14 protein-coding genes are annotated in these 16,161 nt (G+C 41.1%); 9 read left to right on the top strand and 5 right to left on the bottom strand.

Features of this window, described 5'->3' with window-relative positions:
• The first annotated feature begins 508 nt into the window (after positions 1-508).
• The 6 genes from V7L12_RS16355 (at position 509) to V7L12_RS16330 (ending at position 6,076) form a co-directional block, all read left to right on the top strand.
• On the top strand, positions 509-850 hold the full coding sequence (locus V7L12_RS16355; RefSeq protein ID WP_334820850.1) for an NINE protein: 342 nt from the start codon (positions 509-511) through the stop codon (positions 848-850).
• A 21-nt stretch (positions 851-871) separates the two neighbouring features.
• Complete coding sequence (locus V7L12_RS16350; protein ID WP_335085652.1) at positions 872-1,576, top strand: helix-hairpin-helix domain-containing protein; 705 nt, start codon at positions 872-874, stop codon at positions 1,574-1,576.
• An 89-nt stretch (positions 1,577-1,665) separates the two neighbouring features.
• Positions 1,666-2,922, top strand: a complete 1,257-nt coding sequence (locus tag V7L12_RS16345; RefSeq protein ID WP_335085650.1) for a hypothetical protein — start codon at positions 1,666-1,668, stop codon at positions 2,920-2,922.
• A gap of 589 nt (positions 2,923-3,511) precedes the next feature.
• Positions 3,512-4,750, top strand: coding sequence for an acyl-CoA dehydrogenase family protein (locus V7L12_RS16340; RefSeq protein ID WP_335085717.1), 1,239 nt, complete (start codon positions 3,512-3,514; stop codon positions 4,748-4,750).
• Positions 4,740-5,489: a PIG-L deacetylase family protein gene (locus V7L12_RS16335; protein ID WP_335085648.1), complete on the top strand. Its 750-nt coding sequence runs from the start codon at positions 4,740-4,742 to the stop codon at positions 5,487-5,489. Before V7L12_RS16340 ends, V7L12_RS16335 begins: the two co-directional genes overlap by 11 nt.
• Positions 5,486-6,076: a class I SAM-dependent DNA methyltransferase gene (locus V7L12_RS16330; protein ID WP_335085646.1), complete on the top strand. Its 591-nt coding sequence runs from the start codon at positions 5,486-5,488 to the stop codon at positions 6,074-6,076. Before V7L12_RS16335 ends, V7L12_RS16330 begins: the two co-directional genes overlap by 4 nt.
• Before the next feature lie 609 nt (positions 6,077-6,685).
• Here V7L12_RS16330 and V7L12_RS16325 read toward each other — a convergent pair.
• The 3 genes from V7L12_RS16325 to V7L12_RS16315 form a co-directional block, all read right to left on the bottom strand.
• Positions 6,686-7,894, bottom strand: a complete 1,209-nt coding sequence (locus tag V7L12_RS16325) for a glycosyltransferase family A protein (protein ID WP_335085644.1) — start codon at positions 7,892-7,894, stop codon at positions 6,686-6,688.
• Between the two features lie 153 nt (positions 7,895-8,047).
• Positions 8,048-8,263, bottom strand: coding sequence for a hypothetical protein (locus tag V7L12_RS16320; protein ID WP_335085642.1), 216 nt, complete (start codon positions 8,261-8,263; stop codon positions 8,048-8,050).
• Between the two features lie 272 nt (positions 8,264-8,535).
• The gene (locus V7L12_RS16315; RefSeq protein WP_335085640.1) at positions 8,536-11,187 is read right to left on the bottom strand and encodes a sensor histidine kinase; all 2,652 of its coding nucleotides are present in this window, start codon (positions 11,185-11,187) and stop codon (positions 8,536-8,538) included.
• 893 nt (positions 11,188-12,080) lie between these two features.
• Between V7L12_RS16315 and pip the strand changes: the two genes are divergently transcribed.
• A complete protein-coding gene (pip, locus tag V7L12_RS16310; RefSeq protein ID WP_335085714.1) occupies positions 12,081-13,019 on the top strand; it encodes a prolyl aminopeptidase in 939 nt (312 codons plus the stop codon).
• Between the two features lie 137 nt (positions 13,020-13,156).
• Here the strand turns inward: pip and V7L12_RS16305 are convergent, their stop codons facing one another.
• The gene (locus V7L12_RS16305) at positions 13,157-13,705 is read right to left on the bottom strand and encodes a pentapeptide repeat-containing protein (RefSeq protein ID WP_335085639.1); all 549 of its coding nucleotides are present in this window, start codon (positions 13,703-13,705) and stop codon (positions 13,157-13,159) included.
• A 189-nt stretch (positions 13,706-13,894) separates the two neighbouring features.
• Between V7L12_RS16305 and V7L12_RS16300 the strand changes: the two genes are divergently transcribed.
• Complete coding sequence (locus tag V7L12_RS16300; RefSeq protein ID WP_335085637.1) at positions 13,895-14,536, top strand: DUF4232 domain-containing protein; 642 nt, start codon at positions 13,895-13,897, stop codon at positions 14,534-14,536.
• Positions 14,537-14,638: 102 nt separating this feature from the next.
• The gene (locus V7L12_RS16295) at positions 14,639-15,430 is read left to right on the top strand and encodes a GH25 family lysozyme (RefSeq protein ID WP_335085635.1); all 792 of its coding nucleotides are present in this window, start codon (positions 14,639-14,641) and stop codon (positions 15,428-15,430) included.
• Between the two features lie 98 nt (positions 15,431-15,528).
• Here the strand turns inward: V7L12_RS16295 and V7L12_RS16290 are convergent, their stop codons facing one another.
• Positions 15,529-15,966, bottom strand: a complete 438-nt coding sequence (locus V7L12_RS16290; RefSeq protein ID WP_334820825.1) for an NUDIX hydrolase — start codon at positions 15,964-15,966, stop codon at positions 15,529-15,531.
• Positions 15,967-16,161 lie beyond the last annotated feature (195 nt).

The following is a 16,161-nucleotide window of genomic DNA, read 5'->3' as shown; positions in this document are numbered from 1 at the left end:
TTTCTGCTGTGCATTTTACTTTAGTCATCAGAAACTTTACGTAACTCTATTGATGTAACTATAAGTAAAGTCGGTAAAATTCGTGAGGTTTAACAGATAGAAATTAACTAAAATTAGCTTTAACTAAGAGTCAATATCTGTTAAACCAAACATTTTTGTAATAACCGCTCGATTGTTTATAAGCAATTATTGCTCAATATAACTTTATCTACTGATGAGCAACTTGAATAACCAAAGACTCAAATTTAAACTTCATCAGTTGCGTTTAGTTCCATATCTAGCAATTGGTTCTCTGATTTTTTATTTAAATTCCAACCTAGATTTAAACTACATAGTTAAAGGATATTTAGTCTTAATGGAATCTCAACTGTGTATAATTGTTATTTATTTTTTGACAGCAAGGGTTGCTAGTAAACCAGATAAATAATCAGAAAAGGTCAAAAATTTTGTTTGTATTATATTATATGCCAATAGACATTTATGAGAGTTAATTAAAGAAGTAAATACCATGAAGACTAAATCTACAGCAATTATACTTTGCTTTTTTGGCGGGTGGCTGGGAATTCACAAATTTTATTTAGGAGAAAATGTAGCAGGTATTTTGTACTTATTATTTTTCTGGACTTGTATTCCATCTTTAATAGCCTTTGTTGAGTTCTTCGTTCTAGTTTTAATGTCAGATACCGAATTCAATACAAAATATAATCATAGTATAGCAAGCGCAGGTGGAGCAGTCTCTGCTAAAGATGCAACCAGTGCCTTAGCTGACTTAAAAAACCTTTTTGATTCTGGGATAATTACCGCAGAAGAGTATGAAGAAAAGCGCCAAAAGCTTTTGAAATATTTGTAAATTAAAATTATCAGTCGATTTATGATGTCACAATCTAAATCTTGGTTTCAACAAACTCCTGCTTGGGTGTGGTTATCATTAATTCCGACATTGGGGGGATTTGCGATTGCCTATGCAGGTTATAAATCTAAGACTAATACTTGGATTGTCATAGGGATTAGCATCTCTGCTTTAGCTTTAGCTTTATCGGCAAATACTTTAGCAGTTGCAATCTGGCTGGCTCAAATTGGTGTTGCTTTTTATCTCAAAAAATCTTATTTAGTTAAAACTTATCCAAAGAACTTACCAATTCCCGAAGAACAAGAGCTAGCAAATTTAGTTGCGAATACTCGTGAGAAAGTAGATATTAATGAATGTTCAAAACATGAACTAGTTAATTATTTAGGGCTACCGATAGTTTATGCAAATAACATCGAATCCCTAATGAATGAGGGATATATTTTCACTCATGTAGAAGAGTTAATCGAAATAGCCGGAATTCCCGAAAAGCAGGTAACTCGAATTACACCGCTAATTACTTTTAGCTACAACTACAAAAAAGAAGCTGATTTTTCTTGGAAACGATTAAACACATATTCAACTGATGAATTGATTACCTGTGGATTAGATGGAGCGATCGCAGAACAAATTGTAGCAGAAAGGAAACAACGAGGTGAGTATAAATCCTTGATTGATGTCAAGCAGCGCACTGGATTACCGTTTAATACTTATCGTCACATAGCTTAGTACAGTCCGTCAGAAAAAAGGGTCGAAAATAGGAGAAGATAATTCTTAGTAGGAAAACACAGAGAATAAATCTGTTAGAGATAATTAATATGAGTAGATTGCAGAAATTTGGTTATTGGACTTATGTCTTTTTAACTATTGCTATAAGTTTACTTGTACTCCGAGTTAATTTTTGCTTGTTAACAGTGTCAGCCAAAGATTATGCACCTGGACAACTTAGTCCTGATGCACTAATGCAATTAAAGAACATCAAACGACGGTTAAATGCAGGTGAAGGAAAAACGATGCAGGCGTTTTTCCCAGAAGGATGGTTTTTTAGCCATATAATCTATGGTTACAGTTGGGTGAATGTTGCTTTGTCTTCAAAGTCCGAACCTCTTCGCCAACAAGCAATTAAAGAGGTGCGTTGGGTTTTATCTCAAGTAGATACACCCGAAGGACGCGCACCTTTCACAGCAGATACCCAAGTTGCCAATGGTGTATTTTATTTAGGTTGGAGTAATCGGTTGTTGGGTGGACTATTAAAAATTCAGTCACCAAAAGAGCGATCGCTCCAAGATATTACTCGATTTCGTGCCCAATCTCAAGAGTTAGCCCAGGCGTTTACAAAAAGTCCCACTGTAACCATTGATGCTTATCCCGGACAAGCTTGGCCTTGTGATCAAACCGTAGCTTTAGCATCTTTAGCTTTGCACGATGAATTGTTTGATAGTAATTATCAACCAGTAATTCAGCGTTGGGTTAGCTATACTCGCCAGCATCTTGATCCACAAACAAATTTAATTCCTCACAAAATTGACGCTGTGACTGGTGAAATTAAGATTGGCACACGAGGTACCAGTCAAGTCTATCTTTTGCCGTTTCTACTAGAATTAGATTCAAAGTTTGCAAAACAGCAGTATGCTCAGTTTCGCAAACAGTTTGTTCCCTCAGTCTTAGGCTTTTTCCCCGTGAGGGAGTATCCCCTCAACGCTGATGGCCACGCAGATGTTGACTCTGGGCCAATTATCTTTGGCATTGGCCCAACCAGTACAATTGTCAGCATTGCTCCAGCACATGCTTATCAAGATACTCAGTTGTTTGAAAGTACGCTCGCTATCACTGAAATTTTGGGATTACCGCTAGTATGGGGTGAGGAAAAGTCCTATGCTTTGGGGTTATTCCTAGTAATTGATGATTTTTTGGTTTGGGGCAAAACTTTAGTACCCTGGACGCAGGTTAATAATTCCGTCTACACCGAACAAAGACTTGCAAACAACATTCAGTTCTTGATTTTAGGTTTTGGAGTTGTGTTGCTTGTGCTTTGGAGTCCAATTGCCAAACAGTTTTTAAACAAATGTGCTTGAAATTGTTGACTAAATATAACCTGATAACTGCGGCTTGATTTGCGTCCCTTTTTAACGACGAGCTGTACTTAGTTCGTTGCCTTTGAACCTGACCTTATAGCATTTTGCATCTAAATGAAGTACATCCTTACCCCCCTTAATCTCCCCGATGTATTGGCTACCATGTATACACAAGTCAAATTACCCCTTTTAATCCCCCCTTATAAAGGGGGGAAACAGAAAAAATGTTGTTCCCTCCCCTTTATAAGGGGAGGGTTAGGGTGGGGTATTTTTGTACTTCATTAACTTGCAATCTGCTGTACAAGAGAACTGTCCAAGCTGCTTTAGCATCAGTCTCTTTCTTTGCTAGGATTGAGAATAGCAAGTAAGAATGGCCAATGTTGATAGGTTTGTTACCTTTTATTATATTTGGTTGATAAATATACCCACGTTTAACCAACGTCTTAGCGTCAGGACGCAGTTGAGGGGTTGTATCAGTTGCGAATAAGTAAAAAGTTACTTATTGAAATTTTACTCCTTTTTATTGAGTATATAATCACACAAAAGATAGAGGTATTAAACGACTTAATTTGATTATTATCAACAATGCATAAAAAAAGATTATACAAAGGAGTCGGTTATTAGCATCCAACTACCACAGAATGTCGTCATTCCAAAATGGCATGATTCCAACATTACTCTGGATCTCAAACGTGCCACAGAAATTGCTGATTATTCTGCCAAGAATGCCAGTGTAATAGATTACAATGGTGCTTTTCCCAAGCAGGAGTTTGAGTTGATTGCTAAGGCTGGGTTGTTGGCTGCACCATTGGCGAAAGAATTAGGCGGATGGGGTGCAGGAATAGATGCTAATGTTACCTACGAGCTTCTAATACTATTAAAACAGATAGGGCATGGCAATCTGGCAGTTGGGCGAATTTATGAAGGACATATCAACGCCCTGCAACTGATTCAGACCTTTGGGACTGGAGAACAAATCACAAGATATGCTCGTGATGCTCGTGAGCATCATAAAATATTTGGCGTTTGGAATGCCGAAGCATCTGATGGTGTTAAGGTAATTCCTTGTGAAAATGGGCGTTATCGGTTGGAAGGTTCTAAAACGTTTTGTACTGGCGCAGGCTATGTTGAACGTCCTTTCGTTAATGGAGTATTGCCAGATGGCGGTTGGCAAATATGCATTGTGCCGATGGACGAAGTTACAACAGTTAGCGATCCAGCTTGGTGGCAACCTTCTGGGATGCGAGCTACTGCTAGTTATAAAGTGGATTTTAGCGGTGTAGAGTTGGATCAAAGCGCTTTAATTGGACAGCCAGGAGATTACTATCGACAGCCTTGGTTGTCTGTTGGGGTAATTCGATTTGCTGCTGTGCAACTAGGTGGGGCAGAAGCACTGTTTAACCTGACTCGCCAGTATCTCCAAGAGTTGGAATATACGAACGATCCATATCAAAAAGAACGGCTGGGCAGAATGGCGATCGCCATTGAAAGTGGTAATCTCTGGTTACGGGGGGCTGCGGATAAGGTAGCAGCCTATGCACCTATATTTGGTGGCTATCCCACAGCTCCCCAGCCGCAAGCAGACCAACTCGTTGCCTATGCAAACATGGTGAGGACAGCAATTGAACAAATTTGCATTGATGTAATGCAGTTGTGCGAACGTTCTGTTGGGACTCGTGGCTTAATGCCACCAAATCCGATGGAACGCATCATCCGAGATTTGACTCTGTATCTGCGTCAACCTGCTTTTGATGCATCCTTGGCAAATGTAGGGCAGTATGTCTTGGGTGAAAGTAATCCTGCTAATTTGCTTTGGAATGATGAATAAATCTGGCTTGATTGGATTACCACTAAGCAATCCGAGTGGTTTGCCCTGGCGTTCAATTAATGAGATCGCTTGTAGTTCCGCACTAATCGTCGCACCCCATCCTGATGATGAGACATTAGGTTGTGGAGGTGCGATCGCGCTGTTACGGTCTTTAAATTGTCATGTGCAAATATTAGTTATAAGTGATGGTACACTTTCACACCCTCGCTCTCTGAAATATCCCGCAGATAAACTCCGGGGATTGCGGGAAGCGGAAACGCTATCAGCAACGAAATTGCTAAGTGTAGAGGGAAATGCTGTCAGCTTCTGGAGAATGCAAGATGGGTCAATTACAACACAGTATGAAAGTGCAGTAGCTAGTTGTCGTGCTTACATCACTGAAATCGCCCCAGAAATTATCTTTTTACCGTGGCGATATGACCCTCACGCAGACCATCGAGCAACATGGAAGTTAATTAAAGCAGCGCTGGATGATTTGCGCTTGTCCCCCCGATTGATTGAATATCCTATTTGGGATTGGGACTGGAAGCAACGCGGGAGTTTGCCAGCATCTTTGGAAGTGACAACCTGGCGATTGGATATTAGCACGGTAGTGGAGTTGAAACAACAAGCGATCGCTGCTTATCGTTCCCAAATTACAGACTTAATTGACGATGACCCAGAAGGCTTTCGCCTAACTCCCGAAATGTTAGCGAACTTCACTCGTCCTTGGGAAGTTTATATAGAGGAAAACCTATGAACCCGTCACAATCCGGCTCCTTACCACCCAGCTACTTCGATAAACTCTACAGCGAAAACCCCGACCCGTGGAGATTTGAGACGAGTGAATACGAAGCTAACAAATATGCTGCCACAATCGCAGCTTTACCCAAGGAGCGCTATCGCTCTGCCTTTGAAATCGGCGGTTCTATTGGTGTTTTAACTGAGAAACTGCAACAGCGTTGTGACTCACTCCTTTCGATTGATGTATCAAAAATAGCTCAGGATAAAGCAATAGAGCGCTGTCAGCATCTCTCCAATGTTAAGTTCCAGATTATGCGTGTCCCAGAGCAATATCCTGATGAAATCTTTGATTTGACCTTGATTTCGGAAGTTGGCTATTACTGGAGCTGGGAAGACCTGAAAAAATCGCAACAGTACATTTTAGAACACTTGGAACCTGGAGGACATCTACTTTTAGTTCATTGGACACTCTATGCTCGTGATTATCCGTTGAGTGGAGATGAAGTTCATGACTCGTTTTTTGAGTTGACCGCGAATAAATTGCGGCATTTAAAAGGTCAACGCGAGGAAGAGTATCGACTTGATTTATTCGAGCGAGTTTAAGAGGATGTTTGAAAAGTCCTCTTGTCAGTATCAAAAGTTTTAGATCCCTCTAAATCTCCCTTAAAAAGGGAGACTTTGATTCCGGTTCCCCCCTTAACATACTACAGTGTATATACAAGTCTGAAATAGTTTACTCACCTGGTTTTTCGTGTCAGTTTTACCCCACCCTAACCCTCACGCCACTTGCTTCAAGTCGGCAGAGCCGCCCAACGCAGTGGCTCCCCTTAGAAAGGGGAGGGAACAAGATTTATTATTTCCCCCCTTTATAAGGGGGGATTAAGGGGGGTAATTTGACTTATGTATACACGGTAGCCTTTTTAAGGGGGGTTAGGGGGGATCTAAAAGTGCCTAAAGTTACAGTGAAACACTTTTCAAACAACCTCTGAGAAATAAAATGAGTCTTATTTTTTAGTGTTTAGTTTTACCTTTTAGAAGAAACGGCTTTGGATCTCCCTAAGTGTTACTGTAGGCGAACTCCAAAAAATAAATTATCCAATTTATCGAATCAAAAGGACTTTCCTTTCCCTGCTCTCTGCTGCCTAAAAAGCAATGGGATATTTCTTATTTGGAAGCGTTGCCCGAAAGTAGGGTAACGCTTTCCCTTAGCAATTACTGACGCAAACTCTCAAGACGCAAGCGCAAATCCCCAATTGCTTGTTTAATATCCACGTATTTCCAGCGCGAAGCCCAAGTTTGTTCTTCTTGCTGGCGTTCTTCGACTAGTTCAAACAACTGACCAAAGGAATAAGGTTGCGTTAATTTCTGGACAAGCCATTGAGCTGAAATTCCCAGCATCTCTGCCAAGGACGTGACACTGGGATAACATGGCTGATAGCCATTGAGAGCGCACCACCACATCAGTCGTAATTGGCGACGTGCAACAAAACGAGTTTCGATAGCCGTTGCTGGCTCGACTACAAATGCTTGCTGTTGCCGTCCCATTTCTTTCCATTTACTCAGTTGATTTGCTAAACCAACATCAGTACGTCCGATTTGTCTTGCCGAAGTTACTACCCGCACTAGCAAACTATGGCGGAAACGGGCATTTACCCGTACCAAGGCACGGTAAAAAGCCACATCTTCAGGAGTCCGCACTGGTGGTAAGCCTCCTGCCAGTGCATACATTTCTGCTGTTACTGCTAAACTTGCTCCATAGTGTTGATAGTGGCGGGGAAAGCTGTCATAGGGGTCGGGATCGAGATAAGTTTCTAATTCGCTAATTAAATAGCAGTAACCCACTTCACGCAGAAAGCAAGCTCTGGCGTAAGGGTCTAAAGCCGCACGACTAGCACCCTCAGTGATAATTCGCCCACCGACAGCATCAGCACCACAGTTAATTTCGTACAGGTTGGCAGCAATCCAAGTTGGGCTTACTTGCGAGTCTCCATCAGTTGAAGCAATTACCCCCCTTGTACGTCCTAAACTAGACAAACGGCGGTATGCTTCATCCATCAAAATCTGCCGCACTCGACCAATATAGGCTTCGGTTGGTGGCAGAGTTTTTTCAACTATATGCAGTGCTATATCTGGATGTTGTCCCGCGAAACTCCGGGCTATAGCTGCTGAATCATCGCTACAATTATTTGCCAACAGAATTATTTCGTAGCGTTTGGGATCTAAAAGCTGTCCTTCTAGATCAACTTGATGTATCAAGGCAGTAAGGGTTGCTACCAATGTCTGAGCTTCATTGCAAACTGGAACAATTACACAAACTTCACAATGCGGTGAAGGCGGTATTTGAACTAAAGTTTGAGAAGAGTCTTTATCAAGTTGTACAGATGGAAAGTCAGCAACGAGGAGTGAGCGCTTACTTTCCATAAAAACCATTTTTCCATCTCCAGGAACAGCGACACAGGATATTCATCGACAATCGGAAATTATTAGTATTTGTAATACTATTTTGAATGTTCTTTGATTTACTTGAAATCTACCTACAGTAAGTAGATCGAAAACTTTTGGAGCTTGACAAAATTATAAAGGTTTGGGCCAATGCTTCTGGGCTGCCAAAAGCGTTCGTATGCGATCGCACAAGAGTCCATTTACAACAGAGTACAAGGTGGCGTAAATAGCGCAAAGTTGAGCCAGTCCGTTGGTGGGGTTCCCCCACTTAAAGGAACTGGCGTTGAGCGGCGGTTCCCGCCGTTGGCGCAGCCCGCCGCAGGCATCAGAACTTTGCAAGACGAGCAACCATTTAAAATCCCTAAAGAGCTTATTCCATAACACTTTTGACTTTTGACTTTTGACTCTTGACTTTTGCCTTGCGGTAAGAGTTACTCGAAAAGTAGATTCTAAGTACATTTGAATTAATATTAATTCTCAGGTAAGTCTAAATATTAAATTACTCAATTCCTCCATCCAAGACGACTATTCAGATATTTTCTTGACATGCTCAAGAACAGCTTAACAACAGATCACTTTGCGATTAATTATTTTTATCTTGGGAAGTCCCTAACCCCCCATTATCCCGCCTTTTTCCAAGGAAGTTTGACTGTAAATCGACTACCTTTACCTAACTGACTTTCGGCGTGGACAGTCCCACCGTGCAACTCGACAATTTTTTGCACCATCACTAATCCTAAACCAGTGCCTGGAGAACGAGAGTTAGAGGCAGTTTCAACCTGTACAAAAGGTTGAAATAATTTGAAAAGGTCATCAGAAAGCATTCCAATACCCGTATCTACCACGCTAAAAAAGATATATTCATTGGTGGAACTTGGCTGAACTTCAATCCAGACTTCGCCTCCTTCTCTAGTAAACTTGATTGCGTTAGTCAATAAGTTGATAAATACTTGGCGGATGCGGGGTTCATCAACTTGGATGGGTTCGAGTTCTTCAGGTATTTGTGCCCTCAGCCGGATATTTTTCTGGAACGCCAGATGTTTGACAAAACTTAAGCTGGAATCACATAATCCCTGAATCGAAGTAGCAGCTAGTTGCAGTTCTATCTTGCTGGATTCGGTGTCGGTAAAGTCAAGGATTTGGTTAATTAATTTTAGTAAGTTTTTACCGCTAGATTCGAGCATATTTAGAGACTGGCGCTGTTCTTCACTCACAGAGCCGTATACTTGCTCTTTGAGTGCCTCTGTGATTTCCAGAATTGAGTTTAAAGGAGTCCTCAGATCGTGGTTGATGTTTCCTAAAAAGGTGCTTTTGGCACGATTTGCCACTTCGGCAGCTTCTTTAGACTCATGCAGAGCGGATTCTGCACGTTTGCGATCGCATACTTCTAAAGTTAGGGCGACAATTTCCGCGATTGAGCTAATGAAATTTTGCTCGCTCAGTTCCCATTTTTGGGGAATATCAACCTGTTCAAATAATAATGTTCCCACCATTTGCCCTCCAACCCAAAGGCTGGTATCAAGTAGGGATACAATATTATTTGGTTCGAGCATATCCCATAATTCTTGTACTCGTGGATCGGTGCGAGTGTCAGAAACGGCAATTGTACGAGAAACCACCAGGGCTTTAAAGTAGATTAAATAATCTACAAGGTTGCGTTCTAAACCTGCCGAATGTCTCTGATTGCTGCGTTCATAGAGACTTATGCATTGTAGCTTGGTGCGTTGGCGCAGCCCGCCGTCGGCATCGCTATTGAATAACCACACACTCACTCGCTCTACTTCTAAGGCATTGGCTGCTTTTTCTGTAATAACTTTGAATGCTGTTTCTAAGTTTCCTTCAAAAACTGCTTTGTGATTTGCCAGTTCTGTTAGTACTTGATTATACTGGCCCAGTTTTCGCTCACAGTTAATCCGTTCTTGAATCTCTTGCTGTAATTCTTGAGTGCGCTGCTTAACTTGCAGTTCTAAATCTTCATTTTTGGTAATTAGTGCAGTAAAGGTTTTGCGTAACTGCTGCGCCATCTCATTCAAAGATCCACCCAGCATCTCTAATTCTTTAATGCCTTGTACTTTCACTACTGAATCATCGCTGTTGGTAAAATCAGTTAAATCTTTCGTCACCGTGCTGAAATACAAAATAGGCTGAGTAATCCACCGGGCGGTAACAATCCCCAATATAGTAGCTAATCCCAATGCTCCCAAACAGAGAATAATTGTAGTTTGAATGTTGCGATTGATTTGTCCCATAAAGTGTGCTTCTGGGACAGCTACGATAATCAACCAGTTGACATTTGGTTCGCCCTCAAAGGGTCTAACTTCTAAAAATTGCCGTTTGCCGTCCAAGGAAAAATCTAGTTGCTGTAAACTTTGAATTTGGTCAAAGTTACTAAATTTAGTTTTTAAGTATTTAGCGGTTGCTTGAGTCAAAGAATCGCCACTTTGGGAAGCTGCTAACCTAATAGGTTTACCATTTTGAAAGGGGAATGGTTCTTCGGCAGTGGAACTTGCCACTAATAGCCCTGATCGCTCGATAATAAAAATTTGCCCAGACTTGCCAACTTTAATGTTTTGCAGCAAATCCCCAATTTGTGATAAGTGAGTGAGAGTGCTGTTGACTCCGAGTAATTCACCTTGGGAGTTATAGATGGGAAGAGAAGCACTAATTAGGAGTGTTGGTTCAGTGCGGGGTGTAAAAATCTGACTAAAGCTGAATTTTTTGGCGGTAACTGCTGTTTGATAATCAGGACGCGATCGCGCATCATAGTTTTTGATTACTTCTGGTAATTGAGTTCGTTCACCTTGAGAGTCAATTATGTAGGTGTAGAGGTCGTACCCAGTTGACTTATCGGCCTTTCTGAGTAAAAATTGGCGATCGTTGAACTTCTCTACAGCTAGATATTCTTGCTCATTGCTTGCAGTTATTGCCAACGCATCTGGAAAAATCTTTAACTGCTCTATTAAGTATGACTCCCAGGTTGCCAGATTTTCTATCTTCAGCAACCCCATGTTAATCACATTTTGATTACTGCGTAGTACCTGACGCCCAGTTGCCAAATAAGTTTGTAAATTCTGCTCGACTCGATTGGCAACTTCATGACGTAATTCGCTAGCTACCTCATTGACTGCCTTTTGCCCATTGCGGATTGATAAGTATGCAGTCAATCCCACAGCTAGCAAGATTTGCAGCAAAAACAACGCTACCAAAATCCTACTTAGAGGTACGCCTTTAAACAAGGAAAAAACACTACTTTGCCCAGTATTTTTGTTCATCTGCCCACTTCCCCTTCCTGTCCTGTAGTACTGAGTACAACACCTTTAGTTTGCTGTCCTGTGGGCTTATGCATAGTTTGTACTCGGTCAGGTCAAGTGCCAATATACCACTTCTGGTAAAAGAACAAAACGTTACTTAACTGCACCTGTAAATTTTACCAGCCAAAATATGACGATATGATATCGCGTCCGGTTAAATATTTATCATTTACAGCAGTTTGCTTTTTAAGTGAGGTACAAAATGCAAGACTCATGCATCAGATATAAAGAGTTTCTATAGCCAGGGTAAACGCAAGAAAAATGACATAGTGTCAAAAAGCAAAGCGAGCCAGCATGGATGAAGAGTATATGCTTAAAGTTTTACAACCTTCGATTCCTCTACACTCTAACTCATCTCAAGTATAAATTTTCTTGCGTTTACCCTGGATATTACTGCAAGTTCTGAATTAGGCGTTTCAGGTATAACAAATATTAACGCACCCGATACTAGTTACATTCTAAACAGCTTCACCGGATTACCCCCAAAAGTCATCGACACCAATGCACTCATCGCCAATAGTTGCATTGTTCGCAGTCCCAAACAACAGGGTACATTCTTCATCACAGGTTCTGGTGCTTTACGTAGTAGTCCGGGAGATGGATTAATTTCAATCTATTCTACAGGTGAAGTGCGTAATGTTGAACCAATATCGCAGGCTTGGAAAAAAGGCGATGCAATAGTTGAACCACAAGGGCTTTATCGACTTGCTGATGGACGCTTGGTACTCAGTCGAGAATGTCAGTGAAGCAATTTTTAAATGAAAGGGCGGTTAAAAGCCACATTTTATAGAAGCAAAGTTGTTTTACCAAAACATAGCGATCGCCATGACAACATTACTGATAAAATATGCAAAATGCGAGAACTTTACCCAGCGATCGAGCCTTACTTAGAAGGTAGTTTACAAGTTTCCGACCTTCATACTATCCATTTTGAAGAGTCAGGAAACCCACAAGGTCAACCCATCGTTTTGCTGCATGGGGGCCCTGGTGGTGGATGTCCAGCTTTTTATCGGCAATATTTCCACCCAGAAAAATGGCGGTTAGTCATGTTTGACCAGCGCGGTTGTGGTCAAAGTACTCCCCATGCTGAATTACGAGAAAACACCACTTGGGATTTAGTCAGTGATATCGAAAAACTCCGCCAACATTTAGGTATAGAAAAGTGGGTGGTTTTCGGTGGTAGTTGGGGTAGCACTTTATCATTAGCCTACAGTCAAACCCATCCCTCTCGATGCACGGGATTAATTCTGCGTGGGATCTTCATGCTGAGACAAAAGGAGTTGCGCTGGTTCTACCAAGAGGGTGCTAGCTATATTTTTCCTGATGCTTGGGAAGAATATCTCAAACCAATTCCCATAGATGAACGTGATGATATGATCGCAGCATATTACAAACGCTTGACCAATCCAGATTTAGAAATTCAATTAACAGCAGCGCGTGCTTGGTCAATTTGGGAAGCTAGTACCAGTAGACTTTTCTTAGACCCAGAACTCATGCAAAAGTTTGGTAAGAGTGAATTTGCTTCCGCTTTCGCTCGGATTGAATGCCATTACTTTATGAATAAAGGATTTTTGGAAACAGAAGATCAATTACTCTTAAATGTAGACCGCATCCGCCATATTCCGGCTGTAATTGTTCAGGGACGCTATGATGTAGTCTGCCCAATGATATCAGCTTGGGAATTACATCGCGCTTGGCCAGAAGCCGAATTTATAGTGGTTCCTGATGCCGGACATTCGATGAGTGAACCAGGAATTCGTAGTGCTTTGATTGAAGCAACAGATAATATTTAATTCCGTTAGGTAATCTTTACCAGGATGCGAGGTGATTTTGTAGTAGCTACTTTGTTTGATGGGAATTTTGATGCGATCGCTAACAATTAAAGTTGACATTCCTAATTATTGTCGCGGCAAAAGATGAGGAATTTTTATCATCTGGCATCACGACCATTCCCCCACTGGGGACCTTCTACTACAATCCCACTGGGCAGGGTAGTTCGGCAGATCAAATTGGAACCCCGACGAATCATACCGTCATCGGTATGAGCACCTTTGAAATAGGTTTGAGCGAGAACAGCGTACTCGAAGGAGCCAATTTGGACTCCAGGAAAGTTAGCACAATTGGCATTCATGTGATCCAAGTTACTTCCTTGCAAGTCAGCGTTATCGAAAGCGCTCCAATCCAAACAGGCGGCACGCAAATTAGCATCGCGGATAATTGCTCCTACCAAATAACAACTTTCCAAGCAAATACCGCCCAAATCGGCTCCAGTCAAATCGGCTCCAATCAGATAGACATTACGCAAATCAGCCCCTCGCAGGTTGATATCTCGCAAAACCACACCATCGAGATCAAGTCCACTATGTTTGGAGCGGCGAAATCCATAGAGTCCATAATGAGCCAATTTGATTCCAGCAAAGTTACGTTCCCCATCAGCATACCGCTCCAGCAATTCTTCAGCAGTAATTTCCCAGACCATTATTTACCTCCCGCATTAATTAACATATATGTGCAGACAATAGATAAAGGTACTGCCCTGAGCTTCAATGGCATCACTCATACCTACACTAAAGATGGTATATACACAGCAACGCTAACTCTTGTTAATTTGGAAACTTACACTGTATATGAAGCATCAGTGTAAGTAGTTCACTACAAAAAAAGAGATATGCGAATTCTATTTATGGAAAGCAGTCTGTTATTGCTCCTGACTGCGGTGACAACTGGCTGTGTCGGTTCTCCTTCTGTTACCAAACAGACACAAGCCTTACCAACAATTACTGAACAGCCGACGAAAGAAGCTGTGTTGACCTCAACACCCACACCGATTGAAAAAACTACAGAGAATTCTACCCCTGAAGCCACTACTGCCACGAATCCGACGCGCTGTGAAACTAGTCAATTGTCAGTGCGTCGAGTCTCTGAAGATGCTGGCGTTGGAAATGTTGCACTTACCTACGCCTTCACTAATAACGGCTCATCCCCTTGCAACCTCTACGGTTATCCAGGATTGGGACTACTGGATGCAAAAGATCAACCTTTGCAGGGGATTAAAGTTATTCGCTCCCAGGACACTTACTTTTCAAGTAAGCAACCTCGACAACAAGTAACTCTAGCTCCTGGCAAACAAGCCTCATTTCAGATAGCATACAACCACATTAGTTCCCCAGAGAAAAACTGCCCAATGTCTAGTAAAATTCAAATCACACCTCCTAATGCTTACGAGCACTTTACCCTTACAGAACAAATCAAGCCTTGTACAGGCAAAGTTAGAGTGACTCCAGTACAAGCTGCTAACACTCAACCCTAGTAACTTTCTGTAATTTACTTAAAGACCCAGAAAAAGCATAAATTTAATCAAAGCCTCTGATAAGTTCAGTATTGTACTAATCAAAAAGGTTAAAAAAATTTTATGGAAGGAATTGATGTTGCCGATCAAGACGGCAGAGTAGATTGGACGGCAGTAAAAAACTCTGGTAAAACTTTTGCGTTTGTCAAAGCCACAGAAGGAGCTAGCATCAAAGATTCTGCTTTTGCTCATCACTGGCAGACCATGAAAGCAGTTGGTATTATTCGGGGTGCTTATCATTTTTTTCATCCCCATACATCTGACCCGGTTCAGCAAGCGAAGGAATTCTTAAAAACTTTGGGCAAATTAGAACCGGGAGACTTACCACCAGTCATAGATGTAGAGGTAACTGACAAAGTAAATGGTCAAGCTGTAATTAATGCAGCTAAACAGTGGTTGGCAGAGGTAGAAAAAGCCCTTCTACAACAAACAAAAAAACCAATCAAACCAATTATTTATACTTTCCCCAGTTTCTGGACAGAACTTGGTAATCCATCTGATTTTGCTAATTATCCGTTATGGATTGCCCACTACGGAACTAGAAACCCAACTATTCCTGGTGCTTGGCAGGGACAATATTTAATCCATCAATATGAAGGTGATATATCTGGTGTAACTGGTGTTAGTGGTCGAGCCGATTTGAATAGATTTAATGGATTGCAGCTGGGAGATTCTGGGCTAAGAGTAAAACAATTACAACAGCAATTAAAAGATATTGGATTATATACTGATGCCATTGATGGGCGTTTTTCTGAGTCAGTTAAGAATGCAATTATTAGTTTCCAAACATCTAAGAAATTGCAGGCTGATGGAATTGTCGGTATAAAAACTTGGGTAGCTTTACTATGGATTTAAGTAAGTAGGTGTGAATAAACAAAGGTTTGTGTCAACGGCTCCAAACCTTTAATTAATTTTATATTGTATAATATAGTTTAATTTATTATGTCTACTACTTAACGTCGTAATGCACAAAATTCAGATTTCACCTGGAAAAAACCTTTAAGGATTCGTTTGAGTGAATTAAACTTAACCCGCCTGATAGCTTTATTCACTTCTACCCACTGCCGTTTTCTTTTACTTGCTTCGGGATAATCTTCACTCAGCATATCGACTGATAATAAATACATCTTGACGCAGTAAATTTTGCCTTGTTTGCGGTACTTGTAAGTTCCCAGTTCATTTGCATCTACTTGCCCAATTATTCCTGCTTCTTCCCACGCCTCTTTGGCTGCTGAAGCAGGCGGACTCATGCCATTAGGAATATCTCCTTTCGGAATCACCCAGTGTTGAAAGTCACGGGTTGTAATTAGCAAGATTTCAACTTTACCATTGTTCACTCTGTAAGGAATCACCCCAGACTGTATAAACACTTTGCTGGCTTTTCGACTCATGTAATTTACATCCTGTACGTCCTAGCTTTTTTGTACAATGTTTACTTCAAAAATTCTAGAGCTGATACCGAATAAATTTTGGTTAATCTTAAGTTATGAAAAGGTTAAAAATTGCTTTTTGCTTATAAGAGTTAATTATTCAAAAAATTTCCAGCATCAGTGTTTGAGCGGGTGATGATGGTTTTAATGCCGCAG

Source organism: Nostoc sp., from assembly GCF_036918245.1.
Lineage (GTDB): Bacteria > Cyanobacteriota > Cyanobacteriia > Cyanobacteriales > Nostocaceae > Nostoc.
The sequence above is the reverse complement of the archived record's forward strand: the minus strand, read 5'-3'. Positions and strand labels throughout refer to the sequence as shown.